This is a genomic window from Oscillospiraceae bacterium (assembly GCA_015065085.1).
Taxonomy (GTDB): Bacteria; Bacillota; Clostridia; order Oscillospirales; family SIG627; genus SIG627.
Window position 1 is genome coordinate 1 of record SVQW01000007.1, and the last position, 18,104, is coordinate 18,104.

16 protein-coding genes are annotated in these 18,104 nt (G+C 47.7%); 4 read left to right on the forward strand and 12 right to left on the reverse strand.

Translation table 11 applies throughout. From position 1 onward, the window contains the following. Window positions 1–295 precede the first annotated feature (295 nt). Window positions 296–1,411 carry a hypothetical protein gene (locus tag E7588_06035; protein MBE6688821.1) on the forward strand — a complete coding sequence of 372 codons (1,116 nt, stop codon included), beginning with the start codon at window positions 296–298 and terminating at the stop codon, window positions 1,409–1,411. Window positions 1,412–1,824: 413 nt separating this feature from the next. Here the strand turns inward: E7588_06035 and E7588_06040 are convergent, their stop codons facing one another. The 12 genes from E7588_06040 to E7588_06095 all read right to left on the reverse strand — a co-directional run bounded on the left by E7588_06040 (window position 1,825) and on the right by E7588_06095 (window position 14,338). Further along, window positions 1,825–3,066, reverse strand: a complete 1,242-nt coding sequence (locus tag E7588_06040; protein MBE6688822.1) for a permease — start codon at window positions 3,064–3,066, stop codon at window positions 1,825–1,827. Between the two features lie 13 nt (window positions 3,067–3,079). Continuing rightward, window positions 3,080–4,678 carry an FAD-dependent oxidoreductase gene (locus tag E7588_06045; GenBank protein MBE6688823.1) on the reverse strand — a complete coding sequence of 533 codons (1,599 nt, stop codon included), beginning with the start codon at window positions 4,676–4,678 and terminating at the stop codon, window positions 3,080–3,082. Window positions 4,679–4,692: 14 nt separating this feature from the next. Beyond that, a complete protein-coding gene (locus E7588_06050) occupies window positions 4,693–5,367 on the reverse strand; it encodes a 2Fe-2S iron-sulfur cluster binding domain-containing protein (protein MBE6688824.1) in 675 nt (224 codons plus the stop codon). Between the two features lie 17 nt (window positions 5,368–5,384). Beyond that, entirely contained in the window at window positions 5,385–6,218 is an 834-nt protein-coding gene (locus tag E7588_06055; GenBank protein ID MBE6688825.1) for a hydrogenase, read from the reverse strand. After that, complete coding sequence (locus E7588_06060) at window positions 6,211–7,236, reverse strand: 4Fe-4S ferredoxin (protein ID MBE6688826.1); 1,026 nt, start codon at window positions 7,234–7,236, stop codon at window positions 6,211–6,213. The genes E7588_06055 and E7588_06060 overlap by 8 nt, the downstream gene beginning before the upstream one ends. Further along, window positions 7,229–8,224: a 4Fe-4S ferredoxin gene (locus tag E7588_06065; GenBank protein ID MBE6688827.1), complete on the reverse strand. Its 996-nt coding sequence runs from the start codon at window positions 8,222–8,224 to the stop codon at window positions 7,229–7,231. Before E7588_06065 ends, E7588_06060 begins: the two co-directional genes overlap by 8 nt. Further along, window positions 8,212–8,649, reverse strand: coding sequence for a hydrogenase iron-sulfur subunit (locus E7588_06070; GenBank protein ID MBE6688828.1), 438 nt, complete (start codon window positions 8,647–8,649; stop codon window positions 8,212–8,214). Before E7588_06070 ends, E7588_06065 begins: the two co-directional genes overlap by 13 nt. After that, window positions 8,640–10,634, reverse strand: coding sequence for a CoB--CoM heterodisulfide reductase iron-sulfur subunit A family protein (locus E7588_06075; protein ID MBE6688829.1), 1,995 nt, complete (start codon window positions 10,632–10,634; stop codon window positions 8,640–8,642). The genes E7588_06070 and E7588_06075 overlap by 10 nt, the downstream gene beginning before the upstream one ends. Window positions 10,635–10,649: 15 nt before the next feature. Further along, a complete protein-coding gene (locus E7588_06080; protein ID MBE6688830.1) occupies window positions 10,650–11,039 on the reverse strand; it encodes a 4Fe-4S dicluster domain-containing protein in 390 nt (129 codons plus the stop codon). Further along, window positions 11,029–11,826, reverse strand: coding sequence for a disulfide reductase (locus E7588_06085; protein MBE6688831.1), 798 nt, complete (start codon window positions 11,824–11,826; stop codon window positions 11,029–11,031). Before E7588_06085 ends, E7588_06080 begins: the two co-directional genes overlap by 11 nt. Before the next feature lie 162 nt (window positions 11,827–11,988). Further along, complete coding sequence (gene fumC, locus E7588_06090) at window positions 11,989–13,365, reverse strand: class II fumarate hydratase (GenBank protein MBE6688832.1); 1,377 nt, start codon at window positions 13,363–13,365, stop codon at window positions 11,989–11,991. A 28-nt stretch (window positions 13,366–13,393) separates the two neighbouring features. After that, the gene (locus tag E7588_06095; GenBank protein MBE6688833.1) at window positions 13,394–14,338 is read right to left on the reverse strand and encodes an L-lactate dehydrogenase; all 945 of its coding nucleotides are present in this window, start codon (window positions 14,336–14,338) and stop codon (window positions 13,394–13,396) included. Between the two features lie 575 nt (window positions 14,339–14,913). On the opposite strand from E7588_06095, the gene E7588_06100 reads away from it, so the two are divergent. From E7588_06100 to E7588_06110, 3 genes are all read left to right on the forward strand, one after another. Beyond that, window positions 14,914–16,176 (forward strand): glycosyltransferase, encoded by a 1,263-nt coding sequence (locus tag E7588_06100; protein ID MBE6688834.1) that lies wholly within the window; start codon window positions 14,914–14,916, stop codon window positions 16,174–16,176. Window positions 16,177–16,488: 312 nt separating this feature from the next. Further along, on the forward strand, window positions 16,489–17,604 hold the full coding sequence (locus tag E7588_06105) for a 4Fe-4S dicluster domain-containing protein (protein ID MBE6688835.1): 1,116 nt from the start codon (window positions 16,489–16,491) through the stop codon (window positions 17,602–17,604). Window positions 17,605–17,812: 208 nt separating this feature from the next. After that, window positions 17,813–18,025, forward strand: a complete 213-nt coding sequence (locus tag E7588_06110; protein ID MBE6688836.1) for a ferrous iron transport protein A — start codon at window positions 17,813–17,815, stop codon at window positions 18,023–18,025. Window positions 18,026–18,104: the final 79 nt, after the last annotated feature.

The window sequence follows — 18,104 nt, forward strand, 5'->3', positions numbered from 1 at the left end:
AAGGCAAAACCGCAGTCAAATCCTATCGGATTTGCGAGGATTTTAACGAAGAAAATGCCCTAAACAGGCTTTTTGTCGACTTCGTTTTCGTATCTTACCTCACTCTTGTTCGGCTCTTTTCGGCTATAGAAATATTATCATAAAATCTGTCAAAAAAACAGTTTATAATGTAAAATATTGATGAGATTTTAGATTTATTATTATAATTTACATATTATTAATAAATGCCGATTTAGTGTGTTAATACTTTATTGATAAAATAAAACCTACAAAATACATAAGGAGATTTTCTGATATGAAAACCATTAAACCTATTAAGCTTACGGCAGGCGCCAACCGCAATATTCAGAATTGCCCCGTAACATTTATGTTTGACAGTGATAAAGAGCTTAAGGAATGCTCTTTCTGGCTTAAGGACGGCAGAGACAGAATTCCCGCACAGCTTTCAAAAGATAAAAACGGTCAGTACCGTATCGATTTTATTGTGATGTATATGGAAAAGGGTACTCAGGCAGTGCTTGTGCCCGATTTTGATTCCGCTCCCCCGGCAAGAATAGAGAGCGTGGCGGATAAGGGTAAGATCAATATAAATATCGATGGCGAATTCTACACCGCGTATCAGTATGATATCGGCTTTGCAAAGCCCCACATAGGCCCTATCACCACCAAAAACGGCGAAAACATTACCCGTTACGATTTTGAAATCAAGGAACACCCCCACCACCGCTCCATCTGGTTCAGCCACGGTGCGGTTAACGGAATAGATACCTGGAACGAGCCGGAGGGTACCCACGGCTATATCAAGAATAAATCTGCTGAAATTATTGCGGGCGGTGCTGTTACTGCGGGCTTTGATGCCGTAAATACCTGGACGGATAACTCCGGCAAGCCCTTGTGCGACGACCGTACCACTGTAAGATTCTATAACCCTATCGGCGAATTTGTTATTATGGATATGGAGCTTACCCTTTTTGCCAACTACGGTGATGTAACTCTGGGCTCTACCAAGGAAGCGGGTCCCGTTGCAGTGCGTATGGATGAAAATCTGCGTGCCGACCGTACAGGAACCATTGAGGATTCACATGGCGGTATCAATGAGGACGAAATCTGGATGAAGCGCTCCTTCTTCTGCGATTACTACGGCAAAACCACAAACGGATTTACCTACGGTGTTGCTCTGCTTGATAATCCCGACAACGACACTTACCCCTCCTACTGGCACTCCCGTAACTACGGTCTGTATGCCCCCAATAACTTCTATATCGGCGGTGACAGAGTGATAAAAGATGGCGAAAGCATGACCTTTAAGTACCGTTGCATTGTTCACCGCGGTACTACTGCGGAGGCAGGAATTCAGGATCAGTTCAACTACTACGTTGCAGGTCCCAAGTGCGAGTTTGTACCCGACTGACTGACAAAGGCGTTCAGCTCAATAAGGTCATTTTTTAAAAGCAAATAAAAATTGCAGGAGCTTAAAGAGCAGGGTTGCTAAGGACAGTTATCTTTAATATAAACGAAATTTGGCACACAAAATTCCTGCTTGCAACAGTATACGACAAAACTACCCGAAGAAGAGAAAACAAAGCTCTTTTCCGGGTAGTATTTTTTTATATCGTGATATTCTGTGCCTTTCGCACAGAGTGATATTTCCCATTCGGGAAGTGATATTGAAATCTTGCGATTTCAGTGTTATTTTATTCGCCATAAACTGCCGGAGGCAATATCTATCACTGCGAAGCAATAAAACTCGCCGTAAGGCGAATAAAACTGCCCAAGTGTCCTTGAGAACACTTGGGCAACTCCTGCAATTTTTTTATTTTTAAATCAGAACAATATTATTAAGAACTGTGAAACCAACACCACCGCGATAAGTGCGATGGGATAGGTTGCGGCATAAGCCGCGGCAACGTCCTCGGTACCTGCGACATTGATAAGTGTGCCCAGTGCGGGAGTACTTGTCATACCGCCGGTGATAGAGCCCAAATTGTTGAAAAGGCTGAGCTTGAGCACATATTTTGCAAAGATAAAACCGATAATCATGGGGAATATGGTCATTATCGCGCCGTAGATAAAGTACATGGGGTCAAAGTATTCAATGAACTTTGCACCGCCTGCAACACCTGCGCCGATAAGGAACAGCATAAGACCCAATTCACGGAACACCTTGAGAGTGTGCTCGTCGGGCATAAGGCTTATTTTGCCTATTCTGCCGAAGTGACCGAATATAAGGGCAACCAAAAGACATCCGCCTGTGGTGGTAAGGCTGAAGGTAGTGCCGGAAAGGCCGTTTGCGGTAAGGGGGATTTTGATCATACCCACAAATATACCTACAATAGCCGCAAGTGCAAATGCGCAAAATCCGAAGCCGTCAAGGTGAATGAGCTTGCCTGCGTATGCTTTCTTTTCGGCACCGTCGCTGGCGATGGTGAGTTTTTCACGCTCTTCTGCCATGTTTGCACGGCAGAACTTGGGGACCAGCTGTACAAAGAGAACAACACCCAATACACCGAAAATGTAGGCTATGCCGTGTCCTACCGAAACCGCATTTTCATAAATGGGGTTAACAGTGTCCTTTGCTGCACTGAATGCCGGGGTGGAGGTAAGGGAGCCCGACAAAAGACCTACTACCATAGCGGTGAATTCCTCGTGATTTGCTTCACCCAATGCGCGTCCTGCGTAAATACATCCGACAGCCGAGATACCGCCTGCTATAATGATGATAAGACCCAGAAGAACATAGGATTTGAAGTTTTTCTTCATGTTGCTGAAGAACTTGGGACCTGCAATGAAGCCTACCGAGGTAACAAACAGGATAAGTCCCAGGTTTTCAATTATTTTAAGAGCATTGGTGGTGTAAGAAACGGAGCTTGTAACAAGCTGTGCATCAAGCTGCTTGTAGAAAAGGCATCCGAAAACAAGGGCAACGATAAATACGCCCGCAGTACCGAGCGAGACACCTTTTATGGTGATTCTTCCTAATGCATAGCCTGCCGCTGCAATGGCAAGCACGCAGAACATCAGAAAAGAAATGCCGGTTATGGAGATTACTCCGCCGAATAAAGTCATTATGATTTCCCCCTTAGTGTTTTCTGGTGTAATCGGGGAGAAGCTTGGGAGATACGGCGTCGGTAGCGATGCCTGCGCTCTCGATTTCTGCCTCGAACTTAGCAATGTGGTCAAGTGTGAGCTTGCCTACCTTAACATCCTTGCACTTAGCCGCCGCGCTCTTACCTGCACCGCGTCCGAATACGATGATGTCAAGAAGCGAGTTACCCATCAGACGGTTTCTGCCGTGGATACCGCCCACAGCCTCACCTGCTACAAACAGATTTTCAACATTGGTGGTCATGCCGTCGGGAGTGATGTCAAGACCGCCGTTCTGGTAGTGCAGAGTGGGGTATACGATGATAGGCTCTTTGCGGATGTCGATACCGTATTTGCCGAACATACGCATCATTGCGGGGATTCTCTTTTCGATAGTGCCTTCGCCACCTATCTTTTCAATCATGGGAGTGTCCAGCCATACACCCAGGCCGCTTCCTGTTTCAACGCCGTTTTTACGGTCGTTGCACTCGCGGATAATGGAAGCCGCCGCAACGTCACGGGTTTCAAGGGGATGAACGAAAACCTCGCCCTTGCAGTTTATAAGCTTTGCGCCCAGAGAACGAACCTTTTCGGTAACCAGTGCACCGAAAATCTGCTCGGGGTATGCCGCACCTGTGGGATGATACTGCAGAGTTTCAGCATAAAGCAGAGAAGCACCTGCTCTGTAACCCAGCACCAATCCGTCGGCGGTTGCACCGTAGTGGTTGGAGGTGGGGAAGCCCTGGTAGTGCATACGTCCTGCACCGCCGGTAGCGATTATAACGGTTTTAGCCTTTGCTACCATAAGCTCTTTTGTTTCCATATTCATAAGCACTGCGCCTGCCGCCTTGCCGTTTTCGTCAAGTATAAGCTCGATTGCCGCAGTGAAATCTACAACGGGAATTTCGCGGTTTAAAACCTCGTCGCGCAGGGTACGCATGATTTCCGCACCGGAATAGTCCTTTGCGGCATGCATACGCTTGCGGGATGTACCGCCGCCATGGGTGGTAATCATGTTGCCCTCGGCGTCCTTGTCAAACTCAACACCCAATTCGCTCAGCCATGCGATTGCATCGGGAGCGTCACAAACCAGCTTGGAAAGCAGGTCACGCTTTGCGGCAAAGTGACCGCCGCCGAAAGCGTCTACAAAATGGATTGCGGGAGAGTCATTGGGCTTGTCAGCCGCCTGAATACCGCCCTCCGCCATCATTGTATTGGCATCGCCTATGCGAAGCTTTGTAACTATCATAACATTTGCGCCTGCTTCGTGAGCCTCAATGGCTGCGGAAGAGCCTGCACCGCCTCCGCCGATGATGAGTACGTCAACATCGTAGGTGGGACTTGAAAGGTCGATGTCCTCTGCCTTTATGCGGGCATGAGCCTGCAGCATTTCTGCCAGTTCCTTGGGCACCTTCTGACCCTTGTTGGGACCGATTTTGAGTTCTTCAAACTCGTCTGCCTTGTAGTCGGGGTGATAAGCCTTAAGAAGGTCTTCCTTCTGCTGAGCCGTCATGCGCTGAGGCTCGTAAGCAATATTGGCATCTCTTGCGGCTTCAACCGCTTTGAGGGAATCCATCAGATTTTCAGAATACATTGTCAGCCGCCTCCTTATTTCTCAATCTCTCTGGTGTTGTAAAGCTCTTTGATTTCGTCAATGGGCTTTTGCATAAGCGCTTCGATAAGCTCGGTAAAGGTACCGTCCTTGATTTCCTTTACGCGGTCCTCGAGGTGGTCGCACTTGGGAGCAAGGTATTTACCGTTGAGACGGCGGGCAAGCATTGCAACCTGGGGATGAGAAATACCCGCAGGGCATCTGGCGGAGCAAACACCGCACATTACGCAGTCAAAGGATTCCTCGGCGCACTTTTCGTATTCACCGCGCTGAGCGTAAGCGATGTACTGCATTACATTAAGCTCCTGAGTACAGCTCTTGGTGCAGGCGTTACAGCCGATACAAGCGTAAATCTCAGGGTAAAGCTGCATCATTATCTGCTCGGTGGGCTTGATTTTTTCCATATCGTAAACCTGTTTTACCAGCGGGAAGAAGGGCAGGGTTGCGATATACATATCGTTTTCAACCTTGGTCTGGCAGGCAAGACAGCTCTTTAATTCTCTGTCGCCCTTGATTCTGTAAATGGTGGCACATGCACCGCAGAAGCCGTTACGGCATCCGCAGCCGCGAACCAGCTGATAGCCGGCATATTCCATCGCGTTCATTATAGTCAGATTGTCCGGAACTTCATATTTTTTTCCGAACAGAAATATATTAACCATATTTTCCATGTTAATTTCCCCCTTTATTAATATTCGTCAGGAAGCTCTTCCAGCTCATCGCATCTGAATACAGGACCATCCTTGCAAACATACTTTGCACCGATGTTGCATCTTCCGCACTTGCCGATACCGCATTTCATTTTCAGCTCCATGGTGGTGTAAACCTGGGTTTTGTCGAAGCCCAGTGACATAAGACCGTCCAAGGTGAACTTAATCATAATGGGAGGTCCGCATATGATGGCGGTTTTGGTGGTGTCAAAGCCCAGCTCCTTGACGTAGTTGGGAACAAAGCCTACATGGCCGTCCCAGCCCTCCTGCTCGCGGTCGATGGTGAGGTGAACGTCAATTCCATCATCCTTGAGCCACTCATTGAGTATCTCATCGTAATCCACGAGGTCGTCCTTGCTTCTGGAGCCGTAAACTATATCGATTTTGCCGTAGCGGTCGCGGTAGTGACGGCAGTAGTTAATTACAGAGCGAAGCGGTGCAAGACCGATACCGCCCGCGATGAATAACAGGTCTTTTCCTGCAAAAACGTCATCAACGGGGAAGTTTTTGCCGTAAGGTCCGCGGATGGTTATCTGCTGACCGACTGTCGCCTGATGTAACCATTCGGTGACACATCCGCATTTTTTGATGGAAAATTCCATAAATTCCGTATTGGTGGGAGATGAGGTTATGGAGAACATCGCCTCGCCTACGCCGGGGATGGAAAGCATTGCACACTGACCGGGCATATGCTCAAACGCCTTTTTTCCGTCGGGTGTTACCACGCGGAAGGTCTTGACATCGGGAGTGTCCATGCGTATGTCGGTGATAACGCCGACTTTGGGAATGAGTGCTTCGGTGCGGTTATTCATCAGCCTTACCTCCTAATTTCTTCATAACCTTGACAATGTTCATGGAAATGGGGCATTTATTCAGACAACGTCCGCAGCCCACACAGCTGAACATGCCGTCATTGTTTTCGGGGTAGTAAACCAGCTTGTGCATAAAGCGCTGACGGAAGCGTTCAAGCTGAGAGTTTCGGGAGTTGCCGTGTGCCATTTTGGTGAAATCGGAGTACATGCAGGAATCCCAGCAACGGTATCTGATTACGCCCTTACCCGTTTTGAAGTCCTTTATATCGTAGCACTGGCAGGTGGGGCATACAAATGTACATGTACCGCATCCCAGACAGCTTTCGCTCAGCTCCTTCCACTCGGGAGCATTAAAGAATTTATCCGTCTTGCCTGCACCGAAAGCATCGGCTTTCAGGTCTGCAAGAGGAAGCTTTTTCATTATTTCACGGGTTTTTGCCTGACTTTCCTTAACGGCACTGTCATCTGCCGTCTCGGTAACGCTTTCTATAAGCGCCAATGCCTTTTCACCCTTTTCGGTGTTGGCGTTGAAGTACATATATCCGTCACATTTCCACATGGAAACATCGCCCATGGGGTTTGCCGCATCAATTCCGAAGGTCTGACAGAAGCAGGTTTCTCCGGGACGGCTGCACGCCAGAGAGAAGATTATGCCGTGCTCACGGCGGGTGGCGTAGTAGCTGTCGTAAGGCTCGGTGAGGAATACGCGATCAAGTACGTCAAAGCTCTTTACATCGCAGGCGCGTACGCCGAATACGATGAAGTCCTCGCTTTCCTTACGGGTGTCTATAATTTCTATGTTTGTACCCTCGGTTTTGAATTCCATCAGGTTTTCGCTCTGGGGGAAGAAGAAATCCTTGGGGCTGCGGTTGGTGTTGAGCGCCCCCGACATTTGAGTGCCTTTTTCCCACTGTTTATATTCCGCGCCTGCCTCAGCGTCTACGGGGAGATACAGCGTCATGGCGTCACTGAGCTTTTCAAAAACCGCTTCAAGAGATGTGAGTGAACACTTACGCATTTTCATTCTCTCCTTTCGCAAGGGCATCTGCCGCTTCAATGTCGTTAAGGGTGTAATCGATAAGCGGTGCACGGCTTCCTGCCTCGGCACCTGCCTGATAGTCGCCGTAGAAGGAATTGATGTCCTTTATGAACTTGCGGTTGAGAAGATGCAGAGGAATGGACTGGGGACAAACGCGGGAGCATTCTCCGCAGTCGGTACATCTTCCCGCAACGTGGAATGCGCGTATAATATGGAACATTTTTTCTTCAAAGCTGTCGGAAATCGCCTTGTTTTCAACACCCGATTCGGGGTTGTCAAATACGCACTTTTCGCAGGTGCAGGCAGGACATACGTTACGGCAGGCGTTGCAACGGATGCAACGGGATAATTCGTTCTGCCAGAATGCGAATTTTTCGTCGGGGGTCAGCTTTTCAAGACGTGCCACCTCGTCAAAGCGCGCACTGTCAATAACCTCGCCGTCCTCGCCTATCAGCTCGTCGTATGCCACATGCTTTTTGCTCTTGCACACACGGCATCTTTCGGCGATAACGTCACTGAACTTCACGGTTTTTACACCGTCGTAAAGAGTTTCGATGTTGAGATTTTCGCCCTCACAGGTGATTTTCACAATACCGTCGGCAAGCTTTTTAACCGTTTCGGTATCAGCCATGCCCTCGCAGGGGATACCCACGATGTATACCTTTTCACGGGGGATTCTGTGCTCGGTTACAAGCTGATTGAAGCTGTATGTATCGCAGGGCTTGAGGAACACAAGGATTTTGCCCTCAACCTTCGAGGTGAGATTTATAAGGTATTTTGAAAGGTTTGCACCGCAGAAATCTCCGAATACAAAATCCTTCTTTATTTCGTCACAGCTCTCGAAAAAGCCGGGAGTGACATCATATGCAAACTCACCGTTTTTCCAGCCCACAACACACTGAACAGTGCCGTTTTCCATAAGCTCGCAGGCTTTAGCTATGAGCATATCGGTTGTTATTTTTTGCATCTTAAGTCCTCCAATCTCTTGTTTTCACCCAGTGCGGCAACAGCCTCGGTAAACTCGTTCATGGTCGCCGCGAATTTAGCACCCTCGGCGGCAGAGACCCATTCCACACGGGTACGCTCTTTTTCTATGCCCAGATATTCAAGCATGGAGAACAAAAGAGCCATTCTTCGTCTTGTATAGTAGTTGCCGGAGGTGTAGTGGCAGTCACCGGGATGGCATCCGCAAAGAATTACGCCGTCGGCACCGCGCTGAAATGCGCGAAGTATAAACATGGGGTTTACGCGGCAGGAGCAGGGAACTTTTATGATTTTGACATTTTCGGGATAAGCCAGTCGGTTGTTTCCCGCAAGGTCAGCGCCTGCGTAAGAGCACCAGTTACAGCAGAAAGCCACAATCAGAGGCTTGTATTCACCGTTTATTTGCATATTGCATCTACCTCCGCCATGATTTGTTTGTTTAAGAAGCCCTTAAGGTCCATAGCACCCGACGGGCATGCAACGGTACAGCATCCGCAGCCCTGACATACCGCTTCGTTGACAGATGCAACGCGGCGTATCTTGGTGGTTCTGTCGGGCATACGGAATTCCTTGTCCACGTAGGTGATTGCGCCGTAGGGACATACCTTTTCGCAGGAGGAGCAGCCGTTACACATAGCCTCGTTACTGGAAGCAACACAGGGGTTGCCTGTCAACTTGTCCTTAGCCAGAAGTCCGATAACCTTGGATGCCGCCGCACCTGCCTGAGCAACGGTTTCGGGGATATCCTTGGGGCCCTGGCAGGTACCCGAAAGGAACACACCTGCTGTGGGGCTTTCAACGGGACGCAGCTTGGGATGGGCTTCGGTAAAGAAGTCGTTGGTGTCCATGCTGGCGGTCAGCATGGTAGCAAGAGGTCTGGCAGACTTGTCAGGCTCGATAGCCGCCGCAAGTACCACCAGGTCTGCGGCAATGGTAAGCTGTTTGTTGTCAATAAGGTCGGAAGCCTTTACAATAAGCTTGTCGCCCTCGGGTGCAACCTTACCTACCATACCTTTTATATAGTGTACGCCGTATTCCTCAACTGCACGGCGGTAGAACTCGTCAAAGTTCTTGCCGGGGGTACGCACGTCGATGTAGAATACGTATACGTCGGTGTCGGGATATTTATCTCTTGTAAGCATTGCGTGCTTAGCGGTGTACATACAGCATATCTTGGAGCAGTACTCCTTGCCTTTTTCGGCACATGCGGCACATCTGGAGCCTACGCACTGTACAAACACGATGGTGTGGGGGTGCTTGCCATCGGAGGGACGAAGAAGCTTGCCCGCAGAGGGACCTGCCGCGTTGGTGAGACGCTCAAATTCCAGAGAGGTTATAACGTCCTTGGACTGATTATAAGCGTATTCGTCAAATTTCTCCATGCTGATGGGATTGAAGCCGGTAGCCGCAACGATTGCGCCGTACTTTTCTTCTATTATCTCATCCTTCTGGGTGTAATCGATAGCACCTGCGGTACATACCTTGGAGCAGATACCGCACTTGCCTGTTTTGAGCATGGTACAATAGTCCGCATCGATGGTTGCAACCTTGGGAACAGCCTGAGCGAAGGGAATGTAGATTGCACGTCTGTTGTCCATGCCGAGATTGAACTCGTTGGGCACCTTCTTCTGAGGACATTTTTCGGTACACAGACCGCAGCCGGTACATACATCCTCTTTTACAAAGCGTGCTTTTTTCTTTATTTTAACGTCGAAGTTACCCACAAAGCCCTTGATTTCGGTAACCTCGCTGTATGAGAAAATTCTTATCTTATCGTTCTGAGCCACATCCACCATTTTAGGTGTCAGGATACAAGCCGCACAGTCCAACGTGGGGAAGGTTTTATCAAGCTGAGCCATTTTACCGCCGATGGTGGGCTTGATTTCCACGATGTCAACCGGGAAGCCGGCATCTGCGATGTCGAGGGCTGTCTGGATACCTGCGATACCGCCGCCGATAACAAGCGCACGCTTGGTAACGGGGCTTTCACCGGGGGTAAGAGGAGCGTTGAGGTTAACCTTTGCAACCGCCGCCTTGCCCAGAATAATTGCTTTTTCGGTACCTGTTGCCATGTCCTTATGTACCCAGGAGCACTGCTCGCGGATGTTTGCAATCTCTACCATGTAGGGATTTAAGCCTGCCGCCGCCGCTGTCTTGCGGAAGGTGGCCTCGTGCATTCTGGGGGAGCAGGAGCATACTACTATACCTGTGAGCTTGTGCTCTTTAACGGCGTCCTTGATAATATCCTGACCTGCCTGGGAGCACATATACTGATAATTTGTGGAAAAGACAACGCCCGGCTCATTTTTAAGAGCTTCGGAAACTGCCTGTACATCCACCGTGCCGGCGATATTGCTTCCGCACCAGCACACGAAAACGCCTATTCTCTGCATTATGTCTTTTCCTCCTTATTTATTATATTTTCTCAAAGCGCTGACAATAGCCTGCTGAGGCATTTCCTCGTCCAGAAGCGCGGGAATATCGTCGGGCTTGAGGTGGTTTGCGCCCTGCTTGCGTACTGCCGCAAGACGTACCGCTTCCACCAGCTTGGCAGGCTCAACGGCACGGGGGCAACGCTCAACACAGGCAAAGCAGGTAAGGCACTGATATATGGATTTTGAGTTGAGAAGCGGCTCAATGTCGCCGTTTTCAACCATGTAAACAAACTGATGGGGATGATATTCCATCTCGTTGTAGGCGGGACAGGTGGCGGAGCACTTGCCGCAACGCATACACTTGCGGGGATTTACACCGCTCATGCGGATAATTTCATCCTTAAGACCGTTTTTATTGTGCATCTTGTTCCTCCTTGACACCCAGTGCCTCGGCAAGAAGCTCTGTGAAATATACTACGGGAACGGTGGAGCCGTTCTTTTCAAGGTTGTACTTGCAAAGGGGGCAGGCGGTAACGATGATATCTGCACCGTGGCTTTGTGCACTGCCGAAAACCTTACTGCTGCGCGCCTTGGCGCTGTCGGCATTCTCCAGTGCTATGTAACCGCCGCAGCATTCGTTGCGGAAAGGATATATAACGGGCTCACCGCCCAGAGCGCGGATAAGGTTTTCCATAATCGTGGGGTTTTCGGGGTCGTCCATCTTCATGACACCGCTGGGGCGGAGAAGCAGACAGCCGTAATATGCACCGATTTTTTTGCCCTCAAGGGGCTTTACAACCGCTTCTTTTACCTTGTCAAAACCGATTTCGTCACGGATCAGCTCCAAAAGATGAAGCACCTGTGTGGTGCCGTCGTAGGGTCCGTCTGCGCCCATGTAGTTATTGACATGGGAACTGAACTCGGCATCGTTTTGCATGGCGTGATTGGTTTGCTTTATAACATTGTGGCAGGCGGAGCACACACTGACAAGGGGCTGACCTTTATCCTGTGCCGCCTTGAGCGCTCTGACAGAGGAGAGCTTTGTTGCAATTTCGTCACGCGAAGTGGTGAAAACGCCGCCACAGCACTGCCAGTTTTCTATTTCTTCAAGACATACACCCAGCTTTTCCATGCTTTTTCTGGCGTATATGTCAAGCATTTTGGCTTTTGTCTTTAAAGTACAGCCGGGAAAGTAGGATACTGTTTTCATACTTCCTTTCATACCTCCTGATAGTAATTTGCAAATTGCAATTTGCAATTTGCAATGCGCAATTATGGAAGATTTTTCTTTTCAAAATCTATTGTTGAAATTCTTCGCGTGCATGATGTTTATGTTACGCTTGGCACGCGAATTGGCTCGGCGCTTACGCCGTCATACCATCTGCTCGGGATGGAATACCTCGTCGAATTTCTCCGCGGTAAGGAATCCAAGCTGGACACATGCCTCTTTAAGGGAGATATTGTCCTTGAACGCCTTCTTTGCTGTTTTAGCCGCGTTTTCGTAACCTATATAAGGGTTGAGCGCGGTGACCAGCATGAGAGAATTGTGCAGATTGTGGTGCATTTTCTCTTTGTTCGCTTTGATTCCGCAGGCGCAATTCTTGTTGAAGGAAAGAATTGCCTCCGCCATAAGTCTTGCAGACTGCAGGAAGTTGTAAATGCACACGGGCATGAATACGTTTAATTCAAAGTTGCCCTGGGATGCCGCCATACCTACCGCAACATCGTTGCCCATTACCTGTACGGCTACCATGGTAACTGCTTCGCACTGGGTGGGGTTGACCTTGCCGGGCATGATGGAGGAGCCGGGCTCGTTTTCGGGAATGAATATTTCACCCAGACCGTCGCGGGGACCGCTTGCCAGCCAGCGCACGTCGTTGGCTATTTTCATCATATCGCCTGCCAGTGCCTTTATTGCACCGTGAGCGAATACCAATTCGTCCTTGGAGGTGAGAGCATGGAACTTGTTTTCGGCGGTGACAAAGGGCTTGCCTGTGATACCGCTTACCTTTTCGGCAACCACTCTTCCGAAGTCGGGATGCGCGTTAAGTCCCGTACCTACCGCGGTACCGCCCAGCGCCAGCTCGTGCAGAGGCTTAAGGCTTAATTTTATAAGCTCAACATCCTTTTCGAGACTGGAGCGCCAGCCGCTTATTTCCTGGCTGAACTTTATGGGGGTTGCATCCTGAAGATGTGTTCTGCCGCTCTTTACAATGCCTTCGTTTTCCGCCTCAAGACGCTTGAAGGTGTCGATAAGTGTCTGAACCGCGGGGATAAGCTTGTCCTCCAGCATAAGTACCGCCGCAATGTGCATTGCGGTGGGGAAAGTGTCGTTTGAGGACTGGCTCATGTTTACGTCATCGTTGGGATGGAGAAGCTTTTCGCCTGCCATGCTGTTGCCGTAGTTGGCGATAACCTCGTTGGCATTCATGTTGGACTGGGTGCCTGAGCCTGTTTGCCATACAACAAGCGGAAAGTTGTCACTCAGTTTTCCTGCGATAACATCGTCGCAGGCTTTTTCAATAAAGCCAAGCTTTTTTGCGGTCATTTTTTCGGGCTTCAATACCGCGTTTGCCTGAGCAGCGGCTTTTTTGAGTATTCCGAAAGCGTGAATGATTTCAGCAGGCATTGTTTCGATGCCCACACCTATTTCAAAGTTTTCATGGCTTCTCTGGGTCTGCGCGCCCCACAGCTTGTCTGCGGGAACTTTTATTTCACCCATGGAGTCATGCTCAATACGGTAATCCATTTATATTTCCTCCGATTTGTAATTCGATTTATATTTCAACGCTTTTTAAAGTTTCCTTAAGCTTTTGTGCGCTGGCGCGGAAGTAGACTATTTCTTCGTCATTGAGAGGCATCATAATCTTATTGCGTATTACCATGTTGCCCATGTTGCACAGAGTGCTCAGACATACATCCTCAATACCGTATTCGCCGTGGAACATGGTTGAAACCGTCATGGTAGTACCTACCGCACCCATAAGTGCCTTGCAGATGTGGCACACGGAGGCGGAAACGGCATAGAAGGTTGCACCCTTGTTGGCAATAACGGTAGCACCGGATTTTCTTACGTAATCCTCTACCTCGGGATAGTTAAGCTCGGGCAGAACCTTGTCGTTCCTTGCGAATGCCTTGCCGCATTCCTGAATGGGAATGTTGGAAATGTTGGCAAGAGACCAGGGCACAAAGGAGGAATCCCCGTGCTCGCCCAGTACATAAGCATGGATGTTGTTCTGGTTTATTGCGTAGTATTCAGACAGGTAGGAACGCAGTCTTGCAGAATCAAGAAGCGTACCCGAGCCGATGATACGGTTTTCGGGAATACCCGAATACTTGGTGAATACATAGGTCAGTATGTCAACAGGGTTGCTGACGATTATGTAAGAGGCTTCGGGGGCGTATTTGGTTATTTTGGGAGTGATGTCCTTGATAATGTTGATGTTTGTCTGTGCCAGCTCCAGACGGGTCTGGCCGGGCTTTCTCGCCACACCGGAGGTGATTATTACAATATCGCTTCCCGACGCGTCGTGATATTCTCCCGAGTAAATGGAGCAGGGACTGCAGAAGGAAACGCCCTGGCGGATATCCATTGCCTCGCCGAACGCCTTGTTTTCGTTGATATCAATCATAACAATTTCGGATGCTATGCCTGCAACCGTGAGAGTATATGCGATGGTGGAGCCAACATTGCCGGCACCGATGACGGTGATCTTGCTCATGGTGAATACCTCTTCTTAATCGAACCTTTAAAGGCCCTGTATTTTTTTCAATCTATAAATAGGAAATTTCGCCGCGAATTGTCTAAAAATTAACAATCTTTTGACGAACAAACAGGCAGTACCGCACAATGCGCGTCCCAACGGCACTACACAGCCTTGCCTGAAAGACATATTTCCCCGCCGAAGAAAATCCTCGGCACTATAAAACATTATACTATATTTATAGGAGAATATCAAGTACTTTTTCAAAAAATGTGGAATCTTTTTTTAGATTATTTTACATATTTTTTACTCGCTCTTGTGCAATGTAAACAAAACAGCATTTTTTGTCAGAAAAAAAGGATTTTGCAAGAGCGCTTTGCTGTTCTTGCAATACGCTGTGTGCCGTAAAATGTTACGGCAAAAAACTCGAATGGCAAACATTGGAAAATATGTGAATTTATATTTTTGTTTACGACTAATTCATAATTCTGTGATACAATACACAATTGTGTTTGCAGGAAAATGCAAAAAAATCAATAAAAATGTAAAAAATCTGCTTAATTATACAACTATTTTAGTAGAGGAAAACGTAAATGGAATCAGTAATATACTTGAACTTTGCTATTTCGGTTATATTTACGCTGTGTTATTTTTATCAGTTTGTTTATGTGTTTATTGGACTTATCACAAAGCCGAAAAAATTTACCGCCAAAAAAAATCACCGCTATGCCGTTGTCATTTCTGCAAGAAATGAAGCCTGCGTTATAGGAAATCTGATACAGAGCGTCAAGGAGCAAAGTTATCCTTCGGAGCTTGTTGACGTATTTGTGGTTGCGGATAACTGCACCGACAACACGGCGGATGCCGCGCGCAGTGCAGGTGCCATTGTGTATGAGCGCTTCAATAAAGAGTACGTGGGCAAGGGCTATGCACTGGACTGGCTGTTCACAAATATTAAGAATGATTATGCACACAAAAATTTTGAGGCTTACATAATTTTTGATGCCGACAACATTCTTGAGCACGATTACATTGAAAATATGAATAAGGTCTTTGATAACGGATACCGCATAATCACCAGCTACCGCAACTCCAAGAATTATGGTGACAACTGGCTTACTGCAGGATATTCACTGTGGTTCCTGCGCGAAGCACGCTATCTCAACAATGCCAGAATGAAGCTGGGCAACAGCTGTGCCGTGTCGGGCACGGGCTTTCTCGTAAGTGCTGATGTTATTGAAGAAAACGGCGGCTGGGTGCACCATCTTCTCACCGAGGATATCGAATTTACTGCCGACAGCATTATCAAGGGCGAAAAAATCGGCTATTGCGCCGATGCTGTGCTTTACGACGAACAGCCCTCCAGCTTCTGCGTTTCCTATAAGCAGAGACTGCGCTGGGCAAAGGGCTTTTATCAGGTGCTTTACCATTACGGATGGAAGCTTTTTAAGGGTATTTTCAAGGGCAGCTTTTCCTGCTACGATATGCTTATGATGCTCAGCCCCGCAATGCTTCTTACGATTTCCAGTGTGCTTATCAACATCGGCGCCATTGCGATATCTGCGTTCATCGCTCCCGCATATATCCCCATGCTTTTTGAGGTACTTGCCAAAACGGTACTCAGCTTTTACTTTATGTTTTTTGCGCTGGGTGCGGTTACCATTATCACCGAATGGAACAAGATAAATTGTAAAAACAGTAAAAAAATACTGCATCTTTTCACTTTTCCCCTGTTCCTTCTGACCTACGCCCCCATCGCCATTATCGCCCTGTTCAAGCGTGTAAAATGGGAGCCTATCCGCCACTCGGTTACCAAGACTATTGATGACATCGAGCATGAATTTGTCAGAAAATAATAAGACTGTAAAAAATCAAGTCCGCGTGAGCGGACTTGATTTTTTAATTCGCAAAAAGCTTTCCGGCTTTACAGGTCATCTGCATCCTGTGTGGGGACTTCGCCCGGGTCGGCGGGAACGCCGGTATAGCTTCCCAGCGGGTCTGTGGAGGACGGCGGATTTGAGATTTTTTGCTGAGGGGAAGAGTCTTTTCTTTCGTTTTGGATTTTTTTCTTTTTGTCCATATGCAAGCCTTTCGTTAATAAATTTTCTATTTACAAATAGTATTAAGTGTGATATAATTAAATATACTCTCAACATAAGGAGAATTTTATGATAAAAATTGATTTTTGCGGTAATATGGTTTCCCGTCTGGGCTTCGGTGCGATGCGTCTGCCCGTAAAAGAGGATCAGACAATAAATTTTGAAAAAGCCGAGGCGCTTTTTGACTATGCAATGGCCAACGGAGTGAATTATTTTGACACCGCTTTCGGCTATCATAACGGCAAATCCGCCGAGTTTGTGGGCAAATGCCTGTCAAAATATGACCGTTCGAGCTACTATGTGGCAAACAAAATGCCCGCATGGAACTTAAAAGCTCCCGGGGATTTGCACACTATTTTTGAAAAGCAATTAAGTGACCTTAAAACCGATTACATCGACTATTACCTGCTTCATTCCATGACACCGGACACCTGGAAAACCTTTAAGGCTATGGGCGCTTATGAATTCTGCCTTGATAAAAAGAAAAAGGGTATAATAAAAAATCTGGGCTTTTCGTTCCACGGCACGCCTGAGCTGCTTAAAGAGCTGCTGGACTTTGCCGAGTGGGATTTCGTGCAGATACAGTTTAATTATCTTGATTATTATTCTGCAAATGCCAAGCTTGAATATGATATGATAACCGCCCGCGGTATACCCGTAATCGTCATGGAGCCGGTACGCGGCGGAAAATTGGCTGACATTTCCCCGCGCGCACGGGCGGAGATAGATAAGGTGTCGCCTGATACGTCCTCTGCCGCCATGGCATTGAGATTTGCAGGTAGCTTTGAAAATGTTTCCGTGATACTCAGCGGTATGTCAAACGAGGCGCAGGTAAAGGAAAATATAGAGCTGTTTTCATCCGAACTCTCCCTTGGCGAAAAAGAAATGACGGCACTGTATAATGCCGCCAACGAAATGCGCCGTATTGAAACCATCCCATGCACCGCCTGCAGCTATTGCACCGAGGTGTGCCCAATGGGAATTGATATCCCCTTTATTTTCGATGCATATAATAAGTATCTGGAAACCAAGGATATGGGTGAGTTCAAAAATGCTTATGCCGAAAAATGCTCCGAGGGAAAACGTGCTCCGGATTGTATAAAATGTGAAGCCTGCGTTGCAAAATGCCCCCAGAGTATAAGCATCCCGGACATACTGGCGCTTATGCCAAAGCTTGATAAATAATATTTTCCCCGCTTTTTTGCATTTTTGACAAAAAAGCGGGGACACTGTTTTTTTGCGGTAGTCACTTGTGCCAAAATTGATTTTTTTGGAAAAAAGTATTGACAAAACAGAAATAGTGTGCTAAAATATGCACGTAGTTAGCCGAGGCTAATCGTTTTTTTCGCTCCTCGGTTAGCCAATGCTAATTGCATAAGAACGGGTGATTGTAATGAATCTGAAAGAAGCGCAAGAGGGAAAAGAATATATCATTAAAGCTATCGACACCGATGACGAGGAAATGGATGCGTTTTTGTTTTCTCTCGGCTGTTACAGCGGCGAGGCTATTACCGTTATTTCCCACCTGAAAGGCGGCTGTATTGTTTCCATCAAGGATGGCAGATACAATATTGACAATCAGCTTGCAAGCGCCATTATAGTATAAAAATAAAATATATCGCGCAAGCCGATATATTTTTTTACCGGTCGGTTAGCCACGGCTAACCGACGCAAAATGTAAATTT

Coding starts and splice junctions, on each gene's coding strand:
- E7588_06035 (MBE6688821.1), top strand. CDS start 296: ATGAAAACCATTAAACCTATTAAGCTTACGGCAGGCGCCAACCGCAAT.
- E7588_06040 (MBE6688822.1), bottom strand. CDS start 3,066: ATGACTTTATTCGGCGGAGTAATCTCCATAACCGGCATTTCTTTTCTG.
- E7588_06045 (MBE6688823.1), bottom strand. CDS start 4,678: ATGTATTCTGAAAATCTGATGGATTCCCTCAAAGCGGTTGAAGCCGCA.
- E7588_06050 (MBE6688824.1), bottom strand. CDS start 5,367: ATGGAAAATATGGTTAATATATTTCTGTTCGGAAAAAAATATGAAGTT.
- E7588_06055 (MBE6688825.1), bottom strand. CDS start 6,218: ATGAATAACCGCACCGAAGCACTCATTCCCAAAGTCGGCGTTATCACC.
- E7588_06060 (MBE6688826.1), bottom strand. CDS start 7,236: ATGCGTAAGTGTTCACTCACATCTCTTGAAGCGGTTTTTGAAAAGCTC.
- E7588_06065 (MBE6688827.1), bottom strand. CDS start 8,224: ATGCAAAAAATAACAACCGATATGCTCATAGCTAAAGCCTGCGAGCTT.
- E7588_06070 (MBE6688828.1), bottom strand. CDS start 8,649: ATGCAAATAAACGGTGAATACAAGCCTCTGATTGTGGCTTTCTGCTGT.
- E7588_06075 (MBE6688829.1), bottom strand. CDS start 10,634: ATGCAGAGAATAGGCGTTTTCGTGTGCTGGTGCGGAAGCAATATCGCC.
- E7588_06080 (MBE6688830.1), bottom strand. CDS start 11,039: ATGCACAATAAAAACGGTCTTAAGGATGAAATTATCCGCATGAGCGGT.
- E7588_06085 (MBE6688831.1), bottom strand. CDS start 11,826: ATGAAAACAGTATCCTACTTTCCCGGCTGTACTTTAAAGACAAAAGCC.
- fumC (MBE6688832.1), bottom strand. CDS start 13,365: ATGGATTACCGTATTGAGCATGACTCCATGGGTGAAATAAAAGTTCCC.
- E7588_06095 (MBE6688833.1), bottom strand. CDS start 14,338: ATGAGCAAGATCACCGTCATCGGTGCCGGCAATGTTGGCTCCACCATC.
- E7588_06100 (MBE6688834.1), top strand. CDS start 14,914: ATGGAATCAGTAATATACTTGAACTTTGCTATTTCGGTTATATTTACG.
- E7588_06105 (MBE6688835.1), top strand. CDS start 16,489: ATGATAAAAATTGATTTTTGCGGTAATATGGTTTCCCGTCTGGGCTTC.
- E7588_06110 (MBE6688836.1), top strand. CDS start 17,813: ATGAATCTGAAAGAAGCGCAAGAGGGAAAAGAATATATCATTAAAGCT.